The 23361-nt window shown below is 43.6% G+C and carries 23 protein-coding genes; 12 read left to right on the plus strand and 11 right to left on the minus strand.

Annotated elements, in window-relative coordinates:
• Positions 1 to 79 precede the first annotated feature (79 nt).
• On the plus strand, positions 80 to 1228 hold the full coding sequence (locus R8G66_18150) for a hypothetical protein (GenBank protein MDW3194303.1): 1149 nt from the start codon (positions 80 to 82) through the stop codon (positions 1226 to 1228).
• A 139-nt stretch (positions 1229 to 1367) separates the two neighbouring features.
• Here R8G66_18150 and R8G66_18155 read toward each other — a convergent pair whose 3' ends face one another.
• Complete coding sequence (locus tag R8G66_18155; GenBank protein ID MDW3194304.1) at positions 1368 to 2198, minus strand: alpha/beta hydrolase; 831 nt, start codon at positions 2196 to 2198, stop codon at positions 1368 to 1370.
• 67 nt (positions 2199 to 2265) lie between these two features.
• Here R8G66_18155 and R8G66_18160 point away from each other — a divergent pair, with 67 nt between their 5' ends.
• From R8G66_18160 to R8G66_18185, 6 genes are all read left to right on the plus strand, one after another.
• Positions 2266 to 3069: an AraC family transcriptional regulator gene (locus tag R8G66_18160; protein MDW3194305.1), complete on the plus strand. Its 804-nt coding sequence runs from the start codon at positions 2266 to 2268 to the stop codon at positions 3067 to 3069.
• 40 nt (positions 3070 to 3109) lie between these two features.
• Positions 3110 to 3676: a Crp/Fnr family transcriptional regulator gene (locus tag R8G66_18165; protein MDW3194306.1), complete on the plus strand. Its 567-nt coding sequence runs from the start codon at positions 3110 to 3112 to the stop codon at positions 3674 to 3676.
• Between the two features lie 64 nt (positions 3677 to 3740).
• Positions 3741 to 4175: a DUF2141 domain-containing protein gene (locus tag R8G66_18170; protein MDW3194307.1), complete on the plus strand. Its 435-nt coding sequence runs from the start codon at positions 3741 to 3743 to the stop codon at positions 4173 to 4175.
• Positions 4176 to 4177: 2 nt separating this feature from the next.
• Positions 4178 to 4663, plus strand: a complete 486-nt coding sequence (locus tag R8G66_18175) for a hypothetical protein (GenBank protein MDW3194308.1) — start codon at positions 4178 to 4180, stop codon at positions 4661 to 4663.
• A gap of 129 nt (positions 4664 to 4792) precedes the next feature.
• Positions 4793 to 5965, plus strand: coding sequence for an NAD-dependent epimerase/dehydratase family protein (locus R8G66_18180; protein MDW3194309.1), 1173 nt, complete (start codon positions 4793 to 4795; stop codon positions 5963 to 5965).
• A gap of 60 nt (positions 5966 to 6025) precedes the next feature.
• The gene (locus R8G66_18185; protein MDW3194310.1) at positions 6026 to 6412 is read left to right on the plus strand and encodes a hypothetical protein; all 387 of its coding nucleotides are present in this window, start codon (positions 6026 to 6028) and stop codon (positions 6410 to 6412) included.
• A gap of 145 nt (positions 6413 to 6557) precedes the next feature.
• On the opposite strand, the gene R8G66_18190 is transcribed toward R8G66_18185, so the two are convergent.
• Positions 6558 to 12752 (minus strand): alpha-amylase family glycosyl hydrolase, encoded by a 6195-nt coding sequence (locus tag R8G66_18190; GenBank protein ID MDW3194311.1) that lies wholly within the window; start codon positions 12750 to 12752, stop codon positions 6558 to 6560.
• Between the two features lie 388 nt (positions 12753 to 13140).
• On the opposite strand from R8G66_18190, the gene R8G66_18195 reads away from it, so the two are divergent.
• Both R8G66_18195 and R8G66_18200 read left to right on the plus strand, forming a co-directional pair.
• A complete protein-coding gene (locus R8G66_18195; GenBank protein ID MDW3194312.1) occupies positions 13141 to 14874 on the plus strand; it encodes a tetratricopeptide repeat protein in 1734 nt (577 codons plus the stop codon).
• Between the two features lie 32 nt (positions 14875 to 14906).
• Entirely contained in the window at positions 14907 to 15299 is a 393-nt protein-coding gene (locus tag R8G66_18200; protein MDW3194313.1) for a DUF4174 domain-containing protein, read from the plus strand.
• A gap of 158 nt (positions 15300 to 15457) precedes the next feature.
• On the opposite strand, the gene R8G66_18205 is transcribed toward R8G66_18200, so the two are convergent.
• The 7 genes from R8G66_18205 to R8G66_18235 all read right to left on the minus strand — a co-directional run bounded on the left by R8G66_18205 (position 15458) and on the right by R8G66_18235 (position 19761).
• Positions 15458 to 15625, minus strand: a complete 168-nt coding sequence (locus R8G66_18205; GenBank protein ID MDW3194314.1) for a hypothetical protein — start codon at positions 15623 to 15625, stop codon at positions 15458 to 15460.
• A gap of 182 nt (positions 15626 to 15807) precedes the next feature.
• Complete coding sequence (locus R8G66_18210) at positions 15808 to 16152, minus strand: hypothetical protein (GenBank protein MDW3194315.1); 345 nt, start codon at positions 16150 to 16152, stop codon at positions 15808 to 15810.
• 69 nt (positions 16153 to 16221) lie between these two features.
• The gene (locus tag R8G66_18215; protein MDW3194316.1) at positions 16222 to 16926 is read right to left on the minus strand and encodes an aspartate/glutamate racemase family protein; all 705 of its coding nucleotides are present in this window, start codon (positions 16924 to 16926) and stop codon (positions 16222 to 16224) included.
• A 201-nt stretch (positions 16927 to 17127) separates the two neighbouring features.
• Positions 17128 to 17742 (minus strand): alpha-ketoglutarate-dependent dioxygenase AlkB, encoded by a 615-nt coding sequence (locus R8G66_18220; protein ID MDW3194317.1) that lies wholly within the window; start codon positions 17740 to 17742, stop codon positions 17128 to 17130.
• Entirely contained in the window at positions 17729 to 17974 is a 246-nt protein-coding gene (locus tag R8G66_18225) for an Ada metal-binding domain-containing protein (protein ID MDW3194318.1), read from the minus strand. The genes R8G66_18220 and R8G66_18225 overlap by 14 nt, the downstream gene beginning before the upstream one ends.
• A gap of 228 nt (positions 17975 to 18202) precedes the next feature.
• The gene (locus tag R8G66_18230; protein ID MDW3194319.1) at positions 18203 to 18871 is read right to left on the minus strand and encodes a 2OG-Fe(II) oxygenase; all 669 of its coding nucleotides are present in this window, start codon (positions 18869 to 18871) and stop codon (positions 18203 to 18205) included.
• A gap of 35 nt (positions 18872 to 18906) precedes the next feature.
• Entirely contained in the window at positions 18907 to 19761 is an 855-nt protein-coding gene (locus tag R8G66_18235) for a methylated-DNA--[protein]-cysteine S-methyltransferase (protein MDW3194320.1), read from the minus strand.
• Positions 19762 to 19887: 126 nt separating this feature from the next.
• On the opposite strand from R8G66_18235, the gene R8G66_18240 reads away from it, so the two are divergent.
• The 3 genes from R8G66_18240 (at position 19888) to R8G66_18250 (ending at position 21995) form a co-directional block, all read left to right on the plus strand.
• Positions 19888 to 20319, plus strand: coding sequence for a hypothetical protein (locus R8G66_18240; protein MDW3194321.1), 432 nt, complete (start codon positions 19888 to 19890; stop codon positions 20317 to 20319).
• 219 nt (positions 20320 to 20538) lie between these two features.
• Positions 20539 to 21036 carry an ankyrin repeat domain-containing protein gene (locus tag R8G66_18245; GenBank protein ID MDW3194322.1) on the plus strand — a complete coding sequence of 166 codons (498 nt, stop codon included), beginning with the start codon at positions 20539 to 20541 and terminating at the stop codon, positions 21034 to 21036.
• 188 nt (positions 21037 to 21224) lie between these two features.
• Positions 21225 to 21995, plus strand: a complete 771-nt coding sequence (locus R8G66_18250) for a LytTR family DNA-binding domain-containing protein (GenBank protein MDW3194323.1) — start codon at positions 21225 to 21227, stop codon at positions 21993 to 21995.
• Between the two features lies 1 nt (position 21996).
• On the opposite strand, the gene R8G66_18255 is transcribed toward R8G66_18250, so the two are convergent.
• Together R8G66_18255 and R8G66_18260 are read right to left on the minus strand one after the other, a co-directional pair.
• Positions 21997 to 22446 carry an SRPBCC family protein gene (locus tag R8G66_18255; protein MDW3194324.1) on the minus strand — a complete coding sequence of 150 codons (450 nt, stop codon included), beginning with the start codon at positions 22444 to 22446 and terminating at the stop codon, positions 21997 to 21999.
• Positions 22447 to 22543: 97 nt separating this feature from the next.
• The gene (locus R8G66_18260) at positions 22544 to 23125 is read right to left on the minus strand and encodes a Crp/Fnr family transcriptional regulator (protein MDW3194325.1); all 582 of its coding nucleotides are present in this window, start codon (positions 23123 to 23125) and stop codon (positions 22544 to 22546) included.
• Between the last annotated feature and the right edge of the window lie 236 nt (positions 23126 to 23361).

Genomic DNA, 23361 nt, shown 5'->3' on the forward strand with positions numbered 1-23361 from the left:
TCCGGTACTTTAGTAGATATTTGAAAGTTCAGAGGCACATGCTATATCTAAACGTTAGCAGCAAAAACTTCTACATACCTTGAAAATAACACCGAATTCTAAACAATGGAAAAAATGGTCATTGCCATCCAAAGTTACATATCTCTCATTCATCCTAGGTGTGATATCATTGGTAGTAACTATTGCTCTTGGCATCATTGATATTAGTTATTTGAAGGAGATTAATAGGAACATCGAAAAGAGTGAAATACTGAATGAATCTGATAAGCTTCCATATGAACAAAAAAAATTTCTGGATGATAGAATTAATCAGTTCATCCTCTATTTGAATAACCTTCAGAGTAATTACACAGACCGACTAAAAAGAGAAGAATGCAATATCGGGGATCAAGAGTTTGAAGAACTAAGGATTCTAAGAAATACGCTCAGCTGGATACGAACTGTTTTTTATGAAACCTCCTACAATAGAAAAATTGAATTCCGTGATCTCCTTCGTAAAAGAGACCTTCCCACGATCTCCTACATATATTTGAAATTTCGGGATAAGAATGTAAAGCAATTTCTCATAAGAGATGATATCGATCTCGTCCTTATGGCCAAGTATTTAAATCTTTATGCAGATAAGATTGAATCTACCCCTAATTGGAGAGAAAGGATTAACCAAATATCATTTGCACTTGACAATACATTTGACGATGGATTAGCTGGCGGAATATCCAAATCGGTATTCTACAAGGTAGGTTTTCCAAGACCCTCAGTAACTTGCTTAGAATCAGATGATCTAACGTTACCAACCGATTTTTATTTATACTCATTTTGGTTGAGACGTTATCGTGAAGGGAATTATGATATCACGAGATATGTAATTGAAAGGTTTATCGAATCACACGATATGGAGAAGTCATCACCAATAGTAGCATCTGACCATCAAAAACTCCTAGATTCACTGAATAATCTGTACCCGCCACAAAAGGAGTCATTATCAATTGAGGATAGACTTAGTAGAAAGGGTCTTATTTCTTCTGCAGAAATGATAGAGAACGATCCTGATTTAATCATATTAATACTCGGAAGTTTCAGCATGGGTAGTGATAGTGCCAGGCAGGAATTCATGAACTTATACAGCTCTATGGATCGAACTCAGATTGCTCAATTATATGACATTCTTGAGAGAGAAAAAGAAAAAAACCAAGAGATCGAAAGAAAGTATGAACAAGACGTTAAATAAGCTGCTAACAAACACTAAAATGAATATGCGAAATGAGTCAATGTGAACAAAATACTTCAGTATTTCTAGCAACTTGAAGGCATTCTCATCATAGCTGAACGTTATCAAGAATTGAATTAAATTCCTACCTCCATCACTCCTAGTGATCAAACATTGATTGTGCCATTTGGTTCGCTATTTCAACGGTTGATGGGGCTGAAAATGGCTTTTTAAATTCTCTAATCCAATAGACAATATGATTGGGCTTCTCGCTACTAATGAAATGTGATGAAGCGGGCAAAACGCATAAGTTTGACATAGGTAGCGCTTCGTATATTTCCATTGTGTGTTCCATCAATACGGCATCCCTGTCCCCTACCATGAGCATTACGGGAACATCAATCTTACGGATACTATCCATCGGGATTTCCTTTTGATTTACCATCAGTGCTACATGGGTTTTGGTTCTTGGCTCAGGAATCTGCTCATAATTTTTCATCATTGTCACCAATTCAGGGTGCAACCCGGACAATCGGGTATTGGCTCCGGAAATGAGCATTCTATCTAGTTTGCTGGTGGATTTATAGCCAATGATCAATCCCAAAATGCCCCCGTCACTATGTCCCCAGATACTGTATTTCTCATGTCCAAGGTGTTGCATGAGGGCCATCACATCGTCTGCCATGTCAAAATAGTCCAGGTCTCCCTCTGGACAACTGCTACGGCCATGACATCTACTGTCCACAGCAATGACCTGATGATGCTCCAGCAACTGAGGAATGATCTGATATCTGCTTGCCACGGATCCCCCATTCCCATGAAGAATCAACAGCGGATCACCCTTGCCAAATACCTCGTAATTGAGATCACCCCAATCCAATTTTAATGAAAATCGTTTCCCTTTTACACCTCCATCTAGTTCTACCTTGGTTTGAGCTTGTGCTACCATCATCGCAGTACACAGTAGCAAGAATAATCCTTGTCTTTTCACTTTGATATTTTAAGTTTATACAAACGTATGAGCAGCCTATTTCAAATAATTGTAAGAATCAGACAAAATGACGCTATGTGAGGAACACCCCAAAGACTTAGCAGTATCGAAATACATTGACAGGTACCAGCTATTCATGATTCAGGAGCCTGCGTTCTTCAAAACGATCCCAAATGGCAAGATTGAATGCTACATGGTCAAAAGTGGGGAGTTCAAGACCTGGGATGTCCCGTCACAATCATTTATTTCGGGTGGGTCATCTGGGATTTTACCGGCTACCAATCAGCCCACTTTCTATCACATTCCTGGCAAACTTATTTGCTTGAATATTAAGCTGAATCTTAACATTGTTGGACTTTCAATGTTCAATGGATTGTTAACCAACTGGGCGGGTTTCGATGTGGCTAACTTAATCCCTCTGGAAGAACAGCAGCGCATTCTTGCTAAATGCTCTGAAAGCGATATGACCATTCCGGTTTCGGATCTTGACGCTGCCATTGAGTTATCTCTTTGTCGAAATCCAATCAATTCGCAAGTTGAAAAAGTCGTAGCATTGATGGAAGATCAGCTGACCAGCAAATTCAAAGTATCTGATCTTGCAAGCAACATGGCCATGTCTGAAAAATCGTTGGAGAGAATGGTCAAAAAGCAGTTTAACCTGACGCCCAAAGAGTTGTGGCAAGTCATTCGTTTCCAACATGCCTCTCATAAATTAAAAAACCAACCCAATAGCAAATTCATCGATGCACTTGAATTCGGTTACTATGACCAATCTCATTTCATAAAAGAATGTCGAAAAATCACCAGTTATTCTCCCAAAGAGCTCTTTTCAAAGATGAAACTTCCAACAAATGATCTCGCTTTCGAATAACTCGCTGACAAATTCTGTTCGCATGGTATTTCATTGAAACATGGAAAAAATCTATCAGTACTATAAGCAGACGTTTAATATATCTGATCATGACTGGGATATCTTTTCTTCTAAATTGATCCAACAAGACTTCAAGAAAAAAGCTCAAATTTTAAAGAAAGGTGAGACCGAAAAGTACCTTTCCTTCATTGAAGCGGGTATTGTGAGGTTCTATATTCCAAAAATAGAATATGACACTACCATCAATTTGGCCTTTGAAGGTTCGTTTGCCTCTGTTTACGATTCTTTTCTCACGCAATCTCCTTCAGCGTATGCATGTGAAGCCATAACTGACACCACCTTGTGGCGCCTGGCTTATGATGAATTGCAGAACATTTATTCCGAAACAACGATTGGCAATCTAATCGGGCGAAAAGCGGCTGAACAGTTGTACTTATTAATCAAACAACGAGAGTTGTCGTTTCTCAACAAATCTGCAGAAGAACGTTACCTGGACCTTTTCGAAACCAGGCCTGATTTGATCAAGCATATCCCATTGAAATATATCGCCTCTTATATCGGTGTTACTCCCCAGGCATTGAGCAGAATTCGCAGGCGCATTACTTAACCCAGGTTCATTGTTTCGACTTATGGGTGCCTCTAATTTTGGCCCATAATCAAATAATGAAACCATGAAAACGAACAAAATGCTTCCTGTGCTAATGGCCGTGTTGCTTCCCTTATTGAAATCCTACAGCCAGGAGATAAAACCAGTGGTAAGGGTGTCCAACATTGAAAATATAACAGGTACCCTTTATATCGGTTGGTACGATGAACCGGAGGATTTTCGTATCAATGACAAAGCCATTTACAGAGAAAAATTGATTGTGAGTAACCAATCAGAAGTCTCCGTAACATTTGACTACATTCCTACTGGGAACTATGCCATTGCTGTATTTCTGGATGAGGATGATGATTATTTCTTAGACAGGAACCTATTCGGTTTACCGAAAGAAAAATACGGATTTTCTAATAATACACTGCCAGCATTCAGGCCGGCAACCTTTGAAGAGTCATCCTTTGTCTTGAGCAAAGAGGAACATGTTGTGTCCATCAAACTGAAATAACCATGAAACCTCTCATCGTATTGTTAACAGTATTTGTGATTTCCCTGTCTGCTACAAAAACGTTCAGCAGCACCTACAACTTCACACTCTCTGCGAGAATTTCCATGGCCGCTATGTTATGCTTCACCGCAGTTGGGCATTTTGTCTATACCCAGGGGATGTCCATGATGATCCCACCCTTTGTTCCTTTCAAAATCAGTGTGGTTTACCTGACAGGAATCCTCGAAATCATATTGGCCTTTGGCCTGCTGATTCCTCGATTGCAAGTGTTAAGCGGATGGGTACTTATCGTCTTTTTAGCGTTGATGTTACCGGGTAATGTTTATGCTGCCATGCACCACGTGAATTTTCAAAAAGGCACTTTTGACGGACCCGGCCTGACCTACCTATGGTTCAGAATTCCGTTGCAATTGCTTTTCATCGCATGGACGTATTTAAGCACTATCAAACCATCACAAATTGTTACCAGTACTCCTGCAGTGCACTAATAGTAAAAGGGGAAGCATCCACAATGTCTTGGAGCTATGAGTTGATTGACCATGCAAGCAACCACTGGGTTCTTCATCGCCACTCCCCCAAATTCCTTATCTTGAACTTCTGAACAGAATAAAGCAATCATGAGTAAACGGCAATCAAGAAGGGAGTTTATTGAACTGAGTGTGAAAACGGGCGTGGCAGCTTCGGTTTTGCCTGCCACATTAACGAGTTGTGAATCTACTCATGCTAAGAACGATCAGGTTACTGAGGACACTTCGAAGCAACTAAGCATCCTTATTCTTGGTGGTACGAGCTTTTTGGGACCACATCAAATTGCTTATGCCATTGACAGAGGTCATGCTGTTTCGACATTCACTAGAGGAAAGACGAAACCTACCGTCAATATCAAATACTTTGATCAGGTGGAGCAACTCATTGGTGATCGGGAGGATGATCTCACGGCGTTGGAAAATCGGAAATGGGACGTAGTGATTGACAATTCTGGTCGCAGGGTGGAATGGACCCAAAAATCGGCGAGCTTGCTGAAAGAAAACTGTGGCCTCTACCTCTACACTTCTTCTACCGGTGTGTTCTTTCCCTACCTAAAAAACGATCACAACGAAAGTGATGAAGTGCTGCTCGCCATGCCGGAGGGTGTTGATGAGGACATTAAACCCGTCTATGATTATGGCATCATGAAAGCCAATTCGGAGTTAGCGGCCATTTCCGAATTTGGTGAAGACAGGGCCATCATCGTAAGGCCTACCTACATGATTGGACCAGCCGACCGAACGAATCGATTCATTCACTGGCCCATAAGACTCAGCCAGGGCGGAGAAATCATGGTTCCGGGAAAGGAAACCGATCTGGTACAATATGTGGATGTACGGGATGTCGCCGAATGGATGATCCGATTAGCAGAGGAAAAGAAAAGTGGCACCTATAACGCCGTTGGACCAAAATCACAGCAAAATATACATGCCTTTGTCGAGGAAGCAGCCACTGCCTTTGAAACGGAATCGTCTTTCGTGAAAATAGATAATCATGATTTCCTGAAAACCAATGGGGTCGAATACATCGTGCCGTGGATCATGCCAACTGATGGCAACCAGGGCTCAGCCATGATCAATAATGAAAAGGCCATCAAAAATGGGCTTTCCTTCCGGCCGCTACCAGTATCAGTGAAAGACACTTATGATTGGTGGTATTCGGATGCCGTAAGTCAGGAACGGCGAGATGAGGTAGCCATCGATCCCAATGGCGTTTTGTCCAGAGAAGCATCTATCATTGAAAAGTGGAAAGCACGGGGTTAATGTCAATTGATTCAGGGATTCTAACTAAAGGCGGAACCAATACGAATAAACTTAGAACAGATGAGTGCTAGAAGACAAGCTCAGGAAATGACTGACTATCAGTTGATGCGTGTCGCTAATGGTGAAAGCAGCTGGTTGTTTGGTGCTCCATCGGAAAATTGGAGAAAGACTTGCATCCAGGAGCTGATTAACAGAGGTTTTGATGAATCAAAATTTCAGCTAGCCCATGAAAAGTTTGAAGATCGGGCCCGACTTCCACTTGACCTTCAAGGCAAGATCACGGCATTCCTAATCCCTGCTGACAGCTTACATGAAACTGACATTGAAAGGTTCAGGAAGTATGGATATAAAAGGCAAATGAAGCAGTATTATATATTTAAATTTTCGGGGGTTCTGTTTTATGTGATCCTGGTAATCATTTTGCGAATTATTTATATACCAGATTAGAAGAGATCATTCCAGTGAATGAAACCAATGTTAGTGGTATTCGGATGAAGTAGTCAACGATGACCATGAGCCGCCGGGACCACTGCAAAAATGCTATATTAAACCATTAGCGAAATGCAAACTCATTACATACAGTCCATCAACATCAATCCAACAACACCCGCTTCGTCCATACTTTTTCAAGGAATGTAACGCGCATCAAATACATGCCTGATTGAACATGACTCGGAACCCTTACTAAATAAGCATCATTGGCGCTGGATATCTGGGTTTTGTAGATTGTCTTACCCGACAAGCCGATCAACTCGAACGTTGGGTTTTGACTTTCATCGATGGATTGGGAGAGGTTCAGGTGAATGACCCGGTCTTCCTTAACTGGGTTGGGGTACATCTTCCACTGCACATCCGGATCTGTGGCCACGGTCACCAGTACAATGGAAAACCATTCAAACTGACCATCAAAATCTACCTGCTTCAATTGGTAGTAGTAGTTACCCGGGCCGACATGTTTGTCCTGATAAGCATAAGCCGCCCCTTGATCGTTATTGGCTCCCTGCACATCGGCAATCCATTCGAAATCCTCTCCATCGAGGGAACGGTATACTTCAAAATGGCTATGGTTCTTTTCTGTGGCAGTTTCCCAGGTCAATTCGTTGTAAGCACCACTGTTCTTGCCGTGGAAGGATATTAATGTAACTGGTGTGACCACATCATCCGGGCCACCTGAACTCATTGGTGAAAAAGAAGTCAAAGTACCCGAGAGCACACTTCCGCGCACCACCTGATTGGTAACCGTACCTCCTTCACTGACCCATTCCGATCCATTGTGATGGGCCACCACCACTTGACTCAGGTCTTGTATCCCACTACGACCGAAATCACGGAAAAACAAACGTACTCGTGCTTCCATACTTGAACCCACACTTCTGTCGAGGTTCCAGTATTCATTAAAACTGATCGCCTCAAATGTCCCGGCCTGAGGATTATCAATGACCCTGTCCGCTGGTCCAGCACCATAAGGAGTATCGAAATATTGTGCCGTGAAATAATCCGTAGACAGACCATTGGCGACACTTTCAATACCGATAGGTGCATAATGCGCTGAGCTGCCAACTGGAAATGTGAATCCTGCTGCATTATTCCCAACCTTCCTTACAGGTCCGGTCACGTAGCTGTCAGGGCCTGCTCCGGAAACTGTCCCGTTTTCGGAAACGATTAATATTTGACTGGCACTGGATGTCAGTTTGCCGTTGGTCAAAGTGAGCGTACCTGTCACTGTGATGTTGCCAGCGAGCGTTACACCTGCGGCATTATTGATGGTCAGGTTATTAAAAGTGATGTTTCCCGTGATCGTCGTAGGGCTATTCCCTGCCATGATTACGGTAGACGTCTGTGCATTGAATGTTCCGGCATTTTCAAAATTTGTCCCGTTGAAAGTTACTGTTGCGTCATTCAAATTGATCGTGGATCCTGATCCGATATAAAATTCATCCTGAATTTCCCAGGCAGCACCACTGGCCAAAGAAATAGTCCCGCTGGTGTTCATCCCGAAACTACCCAGACTGATGCTTCCAAAGTCTGCCAGCGTTCCACCATCGTGGGCATAGTTATTCATGGAAAAGGCATCCGTCTGTCCGCCACTCACATCTACACTGAAATACCTCACCGCCGTTCCGGCTACATAAGGCCCTGAACCCGAAGCCCCAAGGTCACTTTCGAACCCATTGCCCGTAGGCATGGCGCCGTAAGTACCTGTGTTCGTATTGTTGTACACCACATAGCCCATCCAATTAAATTGGGTGGGTACTCCCGAACCGGTGATGTCCGACCAGGGGATGGTTACTGTTCTTCGATTACTACAATTGCTTTCTGCATAGGTCCAGGCCGCGCCACTGGAGCTGGAATTCCATCCATTGGCGCCATCATCCGTATGGAATGTTCGTCCACTGGTATTTATGATCCCGACAAAATCTGCCCGGAAAGCAGGATTGACGGTAGCATTATCAATCTGCAAGCCAGCTAGAGATCCGTCAGAATTGGCCCCGCCATTTACCGGATCCACAGGATCAATGTCTAAATAGATCACCGCAGATTCATTCGTAGGTGCATTTACTACACTAAAGGTGATCCCCGAATTGTCCCATTCAGCACCCCAGGTCACATCTCCTACCCCACTCGTCGCAGAAGGGGCATTGGGATCGATATCCACATTCGTGTAAATCTTGATATCGCCTGCGTTCAATCGGAAATCCGTTCCAAGGTCCAACGTTTCATAGGTTTCCGAAACGTGTTCGTACCAATCTCCTCCGCAGCTTTCAAAAATGGCACTGGCATTAAAGTCGATGAACTCTACCTGTGATCCGTTTTGGCTGTCCCCACTTTTCCATGCCTGGAAATTAGTAAGCACCACAGCTGTCACACCATTGTGCTTGAAACGCATCCATTTGACCCAGCTGCCATCGCCCAGGTCATAAGCATCCAGGTGGTGGAATACTTCGTGGTTCTTTCTTAGGTTGAGCAGTTTCGCATAGAAGTCATGCAGCTCACGGCGCTTCGTATTGTTGTAATAATCCCATCTTACAGGCTTGTTTCCAGTCCGACCATTGTAATTGATCGAGTAGTCATATCCCAGTTCCCCAAACTGCCATACCATGCGCGCACCCGGCAACAACAAGTTGATCGCCGCTGGTAATTTCAACCGGGTAATGAAGGTATTCATATTGGCCGGAGCAAAGTCCTCGCTCATGTTTTCGAAATCGCGGTTGGCTACATCCAGTTCGGTTTTGATGAAATCACGACCATAGTTATGTAATTCATAAGCCAGGCGTTCTTCATCATGGCTCTCCATGTAGCTCATCCAATTGGCGAATGAAAAAAACGTCGGAGAAGCATCGTACACGCCATTGGTCAGGTCCCGATTGGTATCATCATAACCCAATACGATCTGCTCATATCGTTTGGTCACAGAGGCCCCACCCCACATGTGGATACCTCCATTCGCCAGGATTCGGTCCTCGTCGGCATTGGCCAGGTGTTCAAAAATGACGTAGGCGCCCGGATGATTTGTTTCCAGGGCTGTTTTCATTCGATTCAGGTTATCGATACGTGCCTGATCATAACTACTTCCCCAGCAATCGGGACAGTTCACGGTCGTATTTGAAAAGCCTTTGGTAAAGTCGAAACGGAACCCATCAAAACGATATTCGGTCATCCAGTAATTGGTAACACTGTCTACCAATGCCTGGGTGTGGGTACTGTTGTGATTGAAATCTGCCCCCCACCAGGCCGCACGCTCATCCACAAAATTGTGACACTCGTTCATCCATGGATTGTCGGATCTTGGACGGGCATCAGGTGCACAAATGGAGCTTCCAGCAGTGCCTTCATCCCAGTACAATCGTGCGAAAGGGGAAGAATAAAAAGAATGGTTCAATACCAGATCACCAATGATCGCAATGCCCCTCTTATGGGCTTCATCGACCAATTCCTTCAACTTGTCCTTCGGACCATAGAATTTATCTGGTGCGAAATAGTAGTTCGGATTATATCCCCAACTTTCATTGCCTTCAAATTCACCGGTAGGCATCAAATGGATCGCATTGAAGCCCAGGTTCTGGATGTAATCCAGGTTATCGATCACACCCTGATAGGTCCCTGCATCCGTAAAGTCCCGGATCAGCAATTCGTAGATGTTTGTTTTGTATAGCGCGGGTCGTTCAAAGTCGTTGATCTGCCATTGATAAGGTGTCTGATTGGTCTGTAAAACGGTGGCGCGGAATTCCGTTTTATCAGAAGGGTAAGCAATCAGCCCCGGATACCGGGCTGCTGAGATGTATTGATCATCGGGATCGCTGACTTTGTCTGCATACGGGTCACCAGACTTGACAGAACCATTGACCAGGTACTGATACACATATTCCTGTCCAGGTGTCAGGCCTGTAAGTTCCAGCCACCAAACATCCCCGGCCGTGGTTTTCTTCATTTTGTAAGTTTCCGATACCGTCCAGTTATTGAAATCTCCGATGACATGCACGACGGAGATCCCGGATTGCGTGGGCATGTGCAGCAGCAAGGTGGCTTTACTCGGATCATTGTCATCATAGTTGGGTCCATACAACATCCCAGTAGGATGGTCTTCACTGGTCACCGGTGCAAATACATTGATCGTTGCGGTTTTGGTTTTTGAGGTTGAACCATCATCAGCGGTCACCGTGAGCACATACGAACCACTGGATGAAATGCTGGTGTCGAAACTGATGTCTGTGGTCGAATTGGCTGTATTGGAATAAGGAGGCGTGTTGTTGATCGACACATTGAAATCAGCCGATGCCGAAGCGGTGGCAGAAATGGTGAACGTCGCACCTTCCTGGACCAAACCTGATCCATCAGAGGGACTATTGAGTAATAAGTAGAATCCTGGATCTAAGTCCAAATAAATGTCATTGCCCGTATTGATGTCTTTTTGCTGAAGCGAACCATCCGCATTTCGGAATACCATTGCCAACCGGAAGATGTTATCATTGGGGTCTGGGCTCCCGCCAAAGTAATAATCATTGGGTGTGAAGGTAATGGACCATTCGTTGGGATTGCCGGTGGCGGTCATTTGACCTACTCCATCATCTTGTCCCCAGTTTCCGATGGTCGTCCCCCAGGTCTGAGAAGTAGGACTTTCAGTTACTGCTGCAGAGTGCAAATACACTTTAGAAGCACCTTCTAATGTCGTATTACTGGCGTTGAAAGTAATGGTCAGGGAAGTGCTGGCGGTGGGCAAAGCTGGATCTAAGCCAGAAGAAAGGGTTACAAAATTGTCACTGTCATAAATATTGAGGTACCGAACGATGGTCTTGGCTTGTAAGCTTCCGGAGGTGGCCGCCACTTCAATCTTATGCAACCCTATCCCTAAAGTTCCTACATTCACGGTCTCTGAAAAGGAAGTTACGCTCGTAGGACTTTGGGTGGTCACATCATTCACTTTGATCACCAAATTCGAAGCTACCTGAGTCGTACCGGAAAAAGTATAGGTCGATGCGGCCGTGGCCAGGTCCACAGCCACTAACGTGTCCAATGGATCTGAATCCGCTAACAGTCCGATGCCCGGAGTAATATCCTGGTAGATGTCATTGCCGTCACTGGCACCATTGTCTTTGACCACCAGATCACCACTGGTGCTTCGGAAAACAAAGCCCAGTCGAAAAATGCTGTGACGTAACTGATCAAACGCCAAAACGGTGGACGCTTCCTCGGGATTGGCATTGCCATCATCGATGCTTTCGATATCTGTAAAATACGGATAGGGATTAAATGTCAATTCCCAAATATTGGACCCATTGGAGGTTTCGGTGAACTGACCTACCCCATCGCCAATGCCCCAATTTCCTTTGGTGACGTCCCAGGTCGTAGAAGCAGCTCCCTGCAGGACAGCTCCTATATGTGCATATACTTCTTCATCCGAAGGCAAAGTAGCCAGATCCGTCCCTTCTTCTGCAAATCGCAAAGTAATCTGATCTGAGGCTGTGGGTGAAACAGGTGTAAAACGATAAAAGCCCGGCGTATAGGAATAATTAGATCCTCCATTATTGTTGAGGTTGATGGTGTAGAGGTCTGCATCACCATGGGCAATGGTCAGGCCACTACCGGAGGTAAAGAGATAGTAACTCACTGCAGTCCCATAGGTATTGGAGGCCGCTGGAATGGTAGCCGTGTATGCTGTACCGGAACCAGTCATTTCCACAATGGTGCTGGTCGCATAGCTATCGGTCGTGTACCGGAGATATACTGATTGACCGGTAGACAGTGCCCCATCTAAATTGGCAGTGACCACTACATTGTCATCGGTGATCGGATTGACTATATCCTGTGTAACACTGGACACAGATCGCACATCTCCTTCTATCTTGAAAAAGACAAAATCACCAGTAGGATTGGAACTGGCATTTAATGTTTTGAAGACATAATTATGAGCTGTAGAAGTAACGTTCGTAAATAAAGCCCCACTGGTAGTACACGTACTACTTAAGGTGTATTTCGTTCCAGGTGTGACTTCTGTGTCTACACCTGGTGTAATTGTCCTTTGCGCAATCGTTCCACCCCAATCAATCGCGAACCGCCAATATTGGTTACCTGTCCCCCCGGCATTAAGGGGATTGGAGCCATAGGTTCCACCGGCATTAGCCGAGAAAAATGTAAAACTTGAGTTATCAGACCCGCATCCGCCATTCCATCCCGTTGAAAATCCCGCACCAACAAGAGCATTCTGAGCATGAATAGAAAAAAAATTAAAAAAAATACATGCTCCTACTGCGAAAAACCTAAAAACTACTCTTCCTGAATTCTTCCTCATTTTACCGCAAACGTTTTAACCAACTCTAATCGATCATTCTAATTTTTGAAAAGGCAATACCTTCTAAAATACAAAAAGTCAGCAAATAATTACGGCGCTTACACGGATGGTTTTGTATCAGTAAAATTCATATTGAATAGATTAAATGACCTCTTTTCAAGAAAAGAGGTCACCATCTTATATTTTATTACAAGGACGCTGAACCTTGAATTATGCAAGTACCGGATGACTCAATTTTTTTCGCATTACAAAACCTGAATATTGCAATCCTCCACCTGAATTCCTAAATTATTGGCTCAACGAGCTTGTCAGGAATTTGTGAAGTAGGCACATGAGAGTAAGACCAATAGATATCGTCCCTTCGTGGAGGGTTTGGATTTGTATATCCATGATTGGGCTGTTTTTGTCAGCTCCATGGAAATTGTGTGCTCAAAACGCTAAAATTGATAGCCTCAAATCGACATTAAATCAGGAACTTACCGATCAGGACCGTGTCGACACTTACAATGCATTGGCCTTCCAAACTTTTCGGATTTTGCCGGATACGGCCAAAAGCTATGCCGGTCGCGCAATGCAGCTTGCAAAAGTGGCTAGTTATACAAAGGGAACCGCAAATAGTCATAATAGCTTCGGGTTCATCGCTTTCTCACAAGGTGAATATGATAGTGCCCTATGGCATTATGAACAGTTCAGGCACATTAGTCAAATGATAGGCGACTCGGTAAGCATGTCGAGGGCTTTGAACAATCTTGGTGTCTTGTTCAGCAATCAAGGACAGCTTGAGGAAGCATTGCAATCCTACGAACAATCGTTAGCCATTCGAGCATCTCTAGGTTCTGAGACCGGCCTGGGAACCATTTATAATAACCTGGGTCTAATGCAAATGAAGTTGGGTAACTACCGCGAAGCACTGGATTATTATCTGAAAGCCATCGAAGCCAAGAGAAGACCAGACCGGGTAACCGGAAGGGCCATGGCCTATCTCAATCTGGCCAATCTAAAAGAATTACTGGAGGACTATGAAGGCTCAGAAGAGGCTTTTCAAAAAGCTTATGCGATCTATCAGGCAAACAATGATCAAAAAGGGATGGCCGTTTCATTTCACAATATGGCAGAAACGCACACCAAACAAGGAGACTTCCAAAAAGCCCTGGCTTTGTATCAACAATCTGTACGAATCAACCGCCAGCTAAAGAACCGGAAACAACTCGCCGAAAATTTAAATGCCATCGCTTCTTTGCATTACGACATGGCAGCATGGGATTCGAGTGCTTATTATTTGTCAGAAGCGCAGGCCATTGCTCAACAACTTCAAATTCCTTTTGTACATGCCAAAATTGCTCTGGGGTTTGGGCATTTGTATCATACCCGAAATCAACCAAATCTTGCTTTAAGTCATGCTGAAAAATCCTATGAGGAATTTTTGACCCTGGGTGTCAAGAAGGAAATCGCTGCAAGCGCGTACCTGATTAGCCAGGTTTATAAAACACTGGGAAATTCTTCCAAAGCATATGATTTCTTAACTACTTATTTGACTTATCAGGACAGCCTGATGAACGAAAACAAGGCGACCGAAATTGCGAAAATTGAATTCAACTATGACCTCTCAAAAGTCGAAAGTGAAAAACAACGTTTATTGGAAGCTCAAGAAGTCATGGGCACCACGTTGAGTGAGAATCAACGACGAATCGACGGTCAGCGTCAGACCATCATATGGGGTGGGGTCATTCTGTTTCTTGTGGTTATTTCCAGCATATTCATCGTACACTTCTATCAACAAGTAAGGAAAACGCGGAATTCACTCAGAGAAGCCAACAAGGAAATTTCTGAGTTCAATCAATCACTGGAACAAAAGATTCAAGACCGTACCCAAAAGATCGAAAAACAGAACAAACAATTGATGGATTATGCGTTTGCGATTTCTCATGAGATCCGTTCACCTCTGACCAACCTGATCGGATTTCTTGATCTCGATGACCAGCATGAAATCAACGAGTTCTCTGATGAGGAGAAACGTCAAATAAAAAGTTCAATGGCCAATTCTATCCAAAAGATTGACGAAGCGACACGTAAAGCGGCCCAAATTGGACATCCTAAAGACAAAAGGACTAAGGAAAACTAAACCAAAACCTAAATCGTCTGTTATTCTGGCAGATGGTGGCACAATTTTTCCTACTCATATCTCTGATCTTCATCAATCAACAATCGCCTTTCACTGACTATCGATGGGAACAACGCATCATAGTGATTGACGTGCAAATGGAACATGCTACCCAACAGCTTACGGCGTTACTTGAACAAGAAGAAGCTCTAAAGGAAAGGGATTTACTGGTTTTCTTGAAAAAAGGAAATGAATTGATCTGTAAGAATGCGAATAAGCCAACCGAAGTAGATATACGAGATCGCTATTCCGGAGTGGTTTTGATCGGTAAAGATGGTGGAATAAAGCTGAAAAGAGATCGAGTGGTAGCAACTCAGATCATTTTTGATTTGATCGATTCTATGCCGATGAGGCAATCAGAAATGCGAAGGAAATCAAATCCTTAAAAAAAGAAAAGGGAGCCCACCCTTTCCAAACCTAACCTGTACCTAACCTAAAAAATGAAAGGTGAGCCCCCAAGTCAACCAACTCAACTTGTCTTTTCGACAGACCCAGCGTGAACTTAAGTCACGCTCAGACCGCCGAAGTTTATTTCTTTGAACAACTAGGCCGCCTGGGCCTGAGATAAATTGCTCAATATTTTCTTTGCTGTACTCAATTCATGTTGTGTGAATTCGTACAGCTTTTCTATACTTGACTTCCCCGTGGCCCGGTTATTTTCGACCAATTCGTAGTTATGATGTTCGTAAGAGTAAATCAGCGCGTATTTCATGAGTGTAAGTGTAAGCGTGTGTAAATGTGTCTGCCCCTATTACGAACACTCAACGCCAAATGGTTGCCTGATGTGATTTTTTAATGAAAGAATTTCACTTTATTTAGATAACGAGTGGATTTTACCCGATTATTGGTACTTCTCTAGAAAAGCATAAGCCTCTTCCAACGAATCCACAACCTTTAGTGGTTTATCAATGTATGTCTTACGCAAATACTCAATTTGCATCCTGGTAATGGCACTTTCAGGACTAACCAAAACCGTGGCTTTAACAGGACGTTTGAGTACTTCAAGTCCAGCTTGAGCATGAATTCATCTCTTACTTTTTTTGAGGCTGATTTCATCTCAGAAAGGTCACAGATCACGAGAAAATCAGTTTCCAAATCATGGTCCAGCGCATATCGAATGGTAGGTAAGTAATCGGACACATCTAATGCCGAATTCCAAAATCCAATCGGTCGGATCATGATCAGATTTTTGATTTGATCAACTTGAATAAGATAGTTGCTTGTTTGGTATTCTTTCATACCCGCTAAAGATAATCCGAGCAATCGACCTACGCCAATTGCAACAACATAGCTGGGAGCTACACTGGTTTAATCAGTAAATCTCAAGGCAAAATCGACGGCACTTTCCGCATGGATTCTGGTCGTATCAAAAACTGGAATATTTACATCTTCCTGCTGAATGAGCAACGGAATCTCTGTACAACCAAGGATAGCTCCTTCTACCTGATCTACTTTAACGGCGTGATTAATGATGTCCACAAAGGCCGCTTTTGACCTGGCCTGAATGTCACCCAATACGAGTTCTTCATAGATAGTCCGATGAACCAAATCCCGTCCTTCATCATCCGGGATCACTACATTCACACCAAAATCCCGCTCAAGCGTACTCCGATAAAAGTCTTTTTCCATCGTAAAGCGGGTACCCAATAAGAGCACCTTCTTCAACCCTTGTTGTTTGATCTTTTGTCCGGTCGCAGTGGCAATGTGTAGAAAGGGTATATTAACCGCTTGTTGGATCGCATCACTGCACAAGTGCATCGTATTGGTACACAAAATGATCAATTCAGCCTTGGCCTGTTCCAGATTCACCGCTGATTGTGCCATCGCATCATTTAACGCGTCCCAATCATCACGATGCTGCAATACTTCAATATCCGCAAAATCAACGGAATCCATCACGCAAACTGCAGAATGAAGACCCCCAAGCCGCTTTTTGACTGCCCCATTGACGATCTCGTAATATACCTTCGAGGATTCCCAGCTCATTCCGCCAATCATTCCGATTTTTTTCATAGAGGTAATTTTAGAGCAATTAAGTAAAATCAAAAAGGACTAAAAAGTTCACCAAAATGTTGTGGAACGATTTTTCTGGAAATATAATTTTACCCCGACCCTAAAGGGTGTGAAAAGAACAATCTCTTTTGGGAACAAATGGTTACCCGAGTAGCTCTAGTAACCACTGAAAAATCTTTTAAAAAGTTGATAAAGATCACATCAATCCACCGGCAACATTTGCCTGAAGGTCAGATTGACTCTTGGTGTTAATACCTTTTTCGTGGGTGGCAGGCGATGTAGCCAATGACTCTGTGTAGTTCCTTTCATGACCATCAAGCTGCCATGTTCCAGCCACAGATCGATCCGCTCTTTGGTCTGTTTGTGTTTGAATGCAAATTTCCGCTCGGCCCCCAGGCTTACCGACCCGATGGCACCATTTTTCTTCAACTCCACTTCCCCATCACTGTGCCAGGCCATGCCTTCCTCACCTGAGTGATACAAATTGAGTAAACATGAGTTGTAGGTTTCTCCGGAAACTTCTTCAATTCGGCTTTTAATCTTTCTCAAAGTTGCTGACCATGGAAGGGCTGTTTTGGTCGTACCGGAATACCGATAGCTAAAAGGCTGCTCTACATACCAGGCTACTTTTCGTTTGGTCTGGATCGTCTTCCCAAAGATCACCGCCTGATCATGCTGCCAGGCTATTTCATTGAGTAGTGATTCATAATAACCATCCGCAGCCTCCGCCAGAAACACTTTCCCATAGTAAAAGACCTCCCCGTCTTGTGGTAAATGGTTCTTTTCTTGATTTACCGGACGATCAAACAACTCCATCTTTCCAATTTTTATACGCCTCTCTCATACAATGGCCACAGGGACGATACCCTTCCGCGATCGCTTCCTCCTCATTCATAAAGAAGATCCGGTTCATTTTGTTCATCCGTTTTCCAGATTTACAATGCAAGGTACCATAGATCATCAGTCGCTTGTTTCCGGCATAAACCAATTTACCTGTACGAATCATCCGAAAAAGTTGCATGGATGCTAATGCTGCGTGCTCAGTCATTTCAAATCAATGGATGTATCAGCTCTAAATTAGTTTGATTTAGCGATCACCTTATCTAAACTACTCCTGACACATACTGACATCAGTAGTTTACATATATATGTAACAGTTCATTATATACATATGTAACAATCCATTACATAATTATGTAACATACCTTAACATATATATGTAAAGCTTCTTCCTAGCCGCCTGACCAAATCCTATTAGCATAACAGTAGGATCGGCTTATTGTAAGGCATCGTGAAAAATGATACCCAGTGTATATCGATTGCCGGCAATTACTTCACTCACGCCATGACGGAGGTTTGCCCGAAAATAACCTCTTTGGCCTCTTACTGGCCTGAAGTTGGTCGAAAAAATCAAGGCATCTCCTTTGGATGGTTGAACCACCATAGCTTTGGATTGAGTACGTGGCACTTGTTCGGTCATTACGAACTCCCCACCCTGATAGTCCTGCCCATAGTCAGACAAGAAAAGCACGACCTGCAATGGAAAATAAACAGGCCCATACAGGTCCTGATGCAAGGTATTGAATCCTCCTTTTTCGTATTTCAAAATCAAAGGTGTGGCTTCCAATTGACCTTGCTCATGGCAAGTTTTTAGAAATGCCTCATGCTCCATTGGATAAACCTGCTCCATGTTCAAAAATCGCATCCAGCGATTGGCCATGGGCGCCAAAAATGGATAAAGTGCCTGCCTTATTTCGCTGACCGAATCCGGAAGCGGGTAATCAAAATATTTATACTCTCCTCGCCCGAAACGATGACGCTCCATGATCACCGTCTTTCGATATATTTCTTGCTGATTATAATGGCTTATCCATGTCGTACAAGTGTTTTCATCCACCAACCCAGGGATTAACGCATGGCCCTGCAGATCTAGCTGTGATTGCATGTCGGACCAGTTTAAAGATTGAAGTTGAGCTTGAATCATGAGGCAAGACTGGCATTCAATTGCGCGGCTTCCCAACCTAACATGGCCACTTTTCGATTGGTCCCCCAATGGTAACCTCCTATGGCACCCGATGCCTGGATCACCCGATGACAGGGAATTAAATAAGCCACCGGATTGTCACCAATGGCCGTACCGACCGCACGGGAAGCATTGGGATTTCCGATTTCTTTGGCCACTTTTCCGTAGCTGGCCACGGCTCCTTCCGGGATTTTGATCAGCGTTTCCCAAACTTTCAATTGAAAATCCGTGCCTTTGAGGTGTAATTTGATTTGTGGGATCTTGTTCCAGTCGTGCGTAAACAGGAATAACGCATTTTGCTGGATGACATCTACATGTTGCCTAAGGTTGGCATTAGGAAATTCCACTTTTAATTGTTGTAGCGCCTGTGCTTTATCCGATGAAAAAGCCAGGTGACAAATGCCTTTGGAAGTAGAAGCCACAATCACTTCTCCGAATGGGCTATCAGCGAAACTATAATTGATATGGAGGTTTTTTCCACCATGCTTGTATTCCGCAGGGGTCATTCCCTCAATATTTACAAAAAGGTCATGCAAACGGCTGGTCCCTGAAAGTCCGGTTCGATGGGTGGTTTCAGACAATGTAAACTGCTCTTCTTTCAACAATTGCTTGGCATAGGTGGTACTGAGGTATTGCAGGAACTTCTTCGGACTTACTCCTGCCCAGTCCGTGAACATTCGTTGAAAGTGATACGGACTCAGATGTACATGCTCCGCTACCTGCTCCAGATTAGGCTGCTCTCGAAAGTGCTCTTTCAGATATGTAATTGCCCTTGCAATTCGATCAAAATTCTGTGTCTGTTGCGCATCCATCTCTATTGAAAATTAGTAAACATGCAACAAATCTAGATTTAGACCAATCCGATAAACACCCGATTCTTGCTTAGTAATTGCGACTGTTAACGGATGGTACTCTAATTTAGACGCAAACAATATCTTATGGAAGTCCGTGTGACCTGGGACGACAGCAAAGCTGTCGCTATCGTCAACTATATTGATGCTAAAATCCATAGTGAAGTGCATTACAATGAATGGAAACAAAAACTCTTATCCAGATTTGATCAGGTACTGGATCAAGTCGGCCAAAAGTTTCCCTTGATCGTATGTATTGACCAACTCAGCTTCTCGTCGGAGTTTGAATCAAGGTACGGGAAGGAACTGGCGCCAATGGTAGCACAAAAATACGCCAGTGCAATTGCCCGATACGGGAAGAATGTACCGACCAAAATGGTCGTTTCTAATCAGGCAGTACAACGAATTTTGGAGCATGCATCACCAGAATCATTACGTAAAGAATACGGTGCCAACGTATTTCAAACACAGGATGATGCCCTGGTTTTTATTCCGGCGATTACCAATAACAACAGATAAATTAACTTCATCGATCTCCACTCCCGTGATCCAAACTTTCGCAGGGTTTGGCGTAAGCATTTTCAATGATGTAACATGTGGACATCAAGCGACACATGAAAACACCTCTTTAACCACAACCCATTCGCGACAACTGGCCGCCCATTCACGAAATCGGTCTTTTTCATCGGGTCTCAAGTATGAATTGATCGTTTGATTCACCGAAAAACTCGAATGCTTATGAAACGATCTACATTCATCAAGAAAGGATTACTGGCCGGTGGGGCCGTGTTTACCACAAGTCAGTTCCTTGCTCAGGAAGGGCGCCCACTATTCACCAAAGACGACATTTATAATTTCGTGGCAGCAGCCCACAATGACCTGGACAAGGTAATGGAACAGTACGAAAAGCAACCCCTGATCCTGAATTGTGCCAATCAAATAAGACGAGGAGATTTTGAAACGGCCATGGGTGGTGCTGCACACATGGGCAGGAAAGACATTGCTGATTTTCTTCTGTCCAAAGGAGCCCGCATGGATCTCTTCAGCTATGCCTTCTATGGCCACGCAGACTTTATCAAACAGCAAATCGAAGCGTTCCCACAATTATTGCATAGTCCTGGACCACACGGGTTCACATTGCTGCATCACGCCAAGGTAGGTGGACATGAAGACCTTATGGATTGGATCAAAGACAAAGGCCTTACTGAAACCTTTGTGAAAGGGGTATTTGGGTAAAACTTCAGCGAGAAAAATGTCATTCCAGAAAAATGCGCTTTAACTTGTTGAAGAAAGGGCATTTCATCAGGAATCTCAATGACGTATTTTCAGTATCAATTTCCGATAGCATTAATCAAAATATACGTTATCGACGTTTTTCTTTCCGTGATAAAGCTCAGTATTGCATTAATACCCATGGTAAAATAATGTCCGCTATTCCCCTACTCGACAACCAAAACCTGGACCAACGAAAACTATTTCGGTATTCCGTGGTATACCTGTTTCTGACCGCCATCATACTCATGATCCAGAATTACATACGGTATGGCGGACACAGCAGCTACGACCCAGGCATCGGAGGGACTTATTTAATGGTCTCTGTATTGGGATTTATTCCGGTCGTTCTATTGGTTCACAAAAGCCTCGATTGGTTCTCGAATTGGAAAGTCAATCATTACTGGACATTCGCTGCGATTTTGGGATTGCTCATCATAGTGGTCTTTTTCATCCTCTCCAATATCATCCTACATGTCTTCGGATATTTCGAGGGTTGGGTGGATATGAAATACGCCAGCTGGTACTTTGGAAAAGAAGCCCTGATCCATGGGTTGCTGCTTGCCGGGAATTTCTTCTTCCTCCAAGAACGCAAGGACGACCAACAAAAAGTGATCTCCGCCAACCATGGCCGGAAAGAAATCACCATCAAAGCCGACCTGATCGAATGGATCGAAGCTGATGACCATTACCTGAAAATCCACCTGGCCGATCAGTCCCTGATCAAGCGCACCACCCTGGAGAAAATGGCCGATGAACTACAACCCGATTTTGTCCGGATCCACCGCAAATACCTGGTCAACAAGCAGGAGATCATCGGTAAGGAAAAGTCCGGACGCGATGAATATGTGGTCATGAAAACCGGCACTAAGGTCAAAGTAGGCCGGTCATATCAGCCGTTGGAGGTGCTCAAAAACACCTGATTCAAGGTTGTTCTGCCAGGTCCTTGATCTTTTCCATCACCTTTGGTAACATCTCCCTGAATTTCGGACCAAAGGATTTGGCAAATAATCCCCCGGTCAATCCCTTGAACCAGACTTCATGTGTAAAAGTGGTTTTTCCTGTTTCTACAGCTAGTATTCGTTTGACGTACAAACCACCCAGCGGTAAGTTCGTTTTGAATGTATAAGATCTCCCGGGCTCGAAGGCAACTACCTGAAATTTGGACTTTCTTCCTTCCAAAGAAAGGATCATTCCTTTCGCATTCAACTCGAAAGGCCCTTCTATCGAAGCATCCTGAAGGCCGGAATCCCAGCTTTTCCATTGGTCGACATCCGTCCAGATCTCCCAGATGGCTTCACCAGAAGCGGATGTAGTTACCGAGTGCCAGAAGTGTTTATTGGAAGCTTTCTGTGCGTGTATTGTTTGATTCATAAGGAACAGTATTAAACAGATCAGTATTGACTTTTTCATGTTGCATTCATTTTGAAGCAAAAGTCAAACTGACGGAAGCGCTTATACTGAACCTATGTTAACTTCGGTTTTGGAGGTAATAATTCTTTCGAATTCTGCTTAGTGATTGCGGGGCAATACCCAAATAACTGGCCACATGCTTGAGGGGAGATTTTTGGATGATTACGTCTTGCACTTCCAACATATGAAAATACCGTTCTTCCGCGGTGTAGTTTTGAAGGTCCTGTAAGATCTCTTCCGTGAAATACTGCACCTCTTGTACCAGTTTTCTGACAAATTCGTTCCAGAATGGTAATTCTAATAGTTCAAAAGCATCGGACTTTTTCATCTCCCAAACTACTGCATCTTCCAGCATCTCAATATTGTCCCTGGTGATCAGGTTATTGGCAAAGCTTTGCTGAGAAGTAAAACAATAGGGAGCCTTTGTAAAGAATTTGGTTGCATCTTCTCCGTTGGACTTGTAAATAAAGTAACGCAGAAAGCCCTCTTCAAGAAAGTACAATTTTCTACAAACCTGCCCTTGTTCCAGGATCATCTCGCCACGTTTGTATTCAACTTTCTCCAATTTCGACGCTATGACTTGCCAGTCAGCGTTGGAAATAGAAACGTAATTAGAGATAAAGGAATGGAAGGGATGCAAGATTCAAACTATTTCTTTGAATAACTATAGCCAATGACTGATTGTTTAGTGGCGATTGAGGAGTGATGTGAAGTAGAAGACAATGTTTAGGGTAATTCTCGCCTCTGTGCGGGAATCTTCCAGAATGAAGTTGTAGTAAACATATTTCTGTCATTCCGGCGATTACAGTCCAAATCAATGTGTTTTGTAATAACTATATTAATCTGCCGGATTCTCAAGATTACTAGTACGTACTA

This window comes from Cytophagales bacterium, assembly GCA_033344775.1.
Lineage (GTDB): Bacteria > Bacteroidota > Bacteroidia > Cytophagales > Cyclobacteriaceae > JAWPMT01.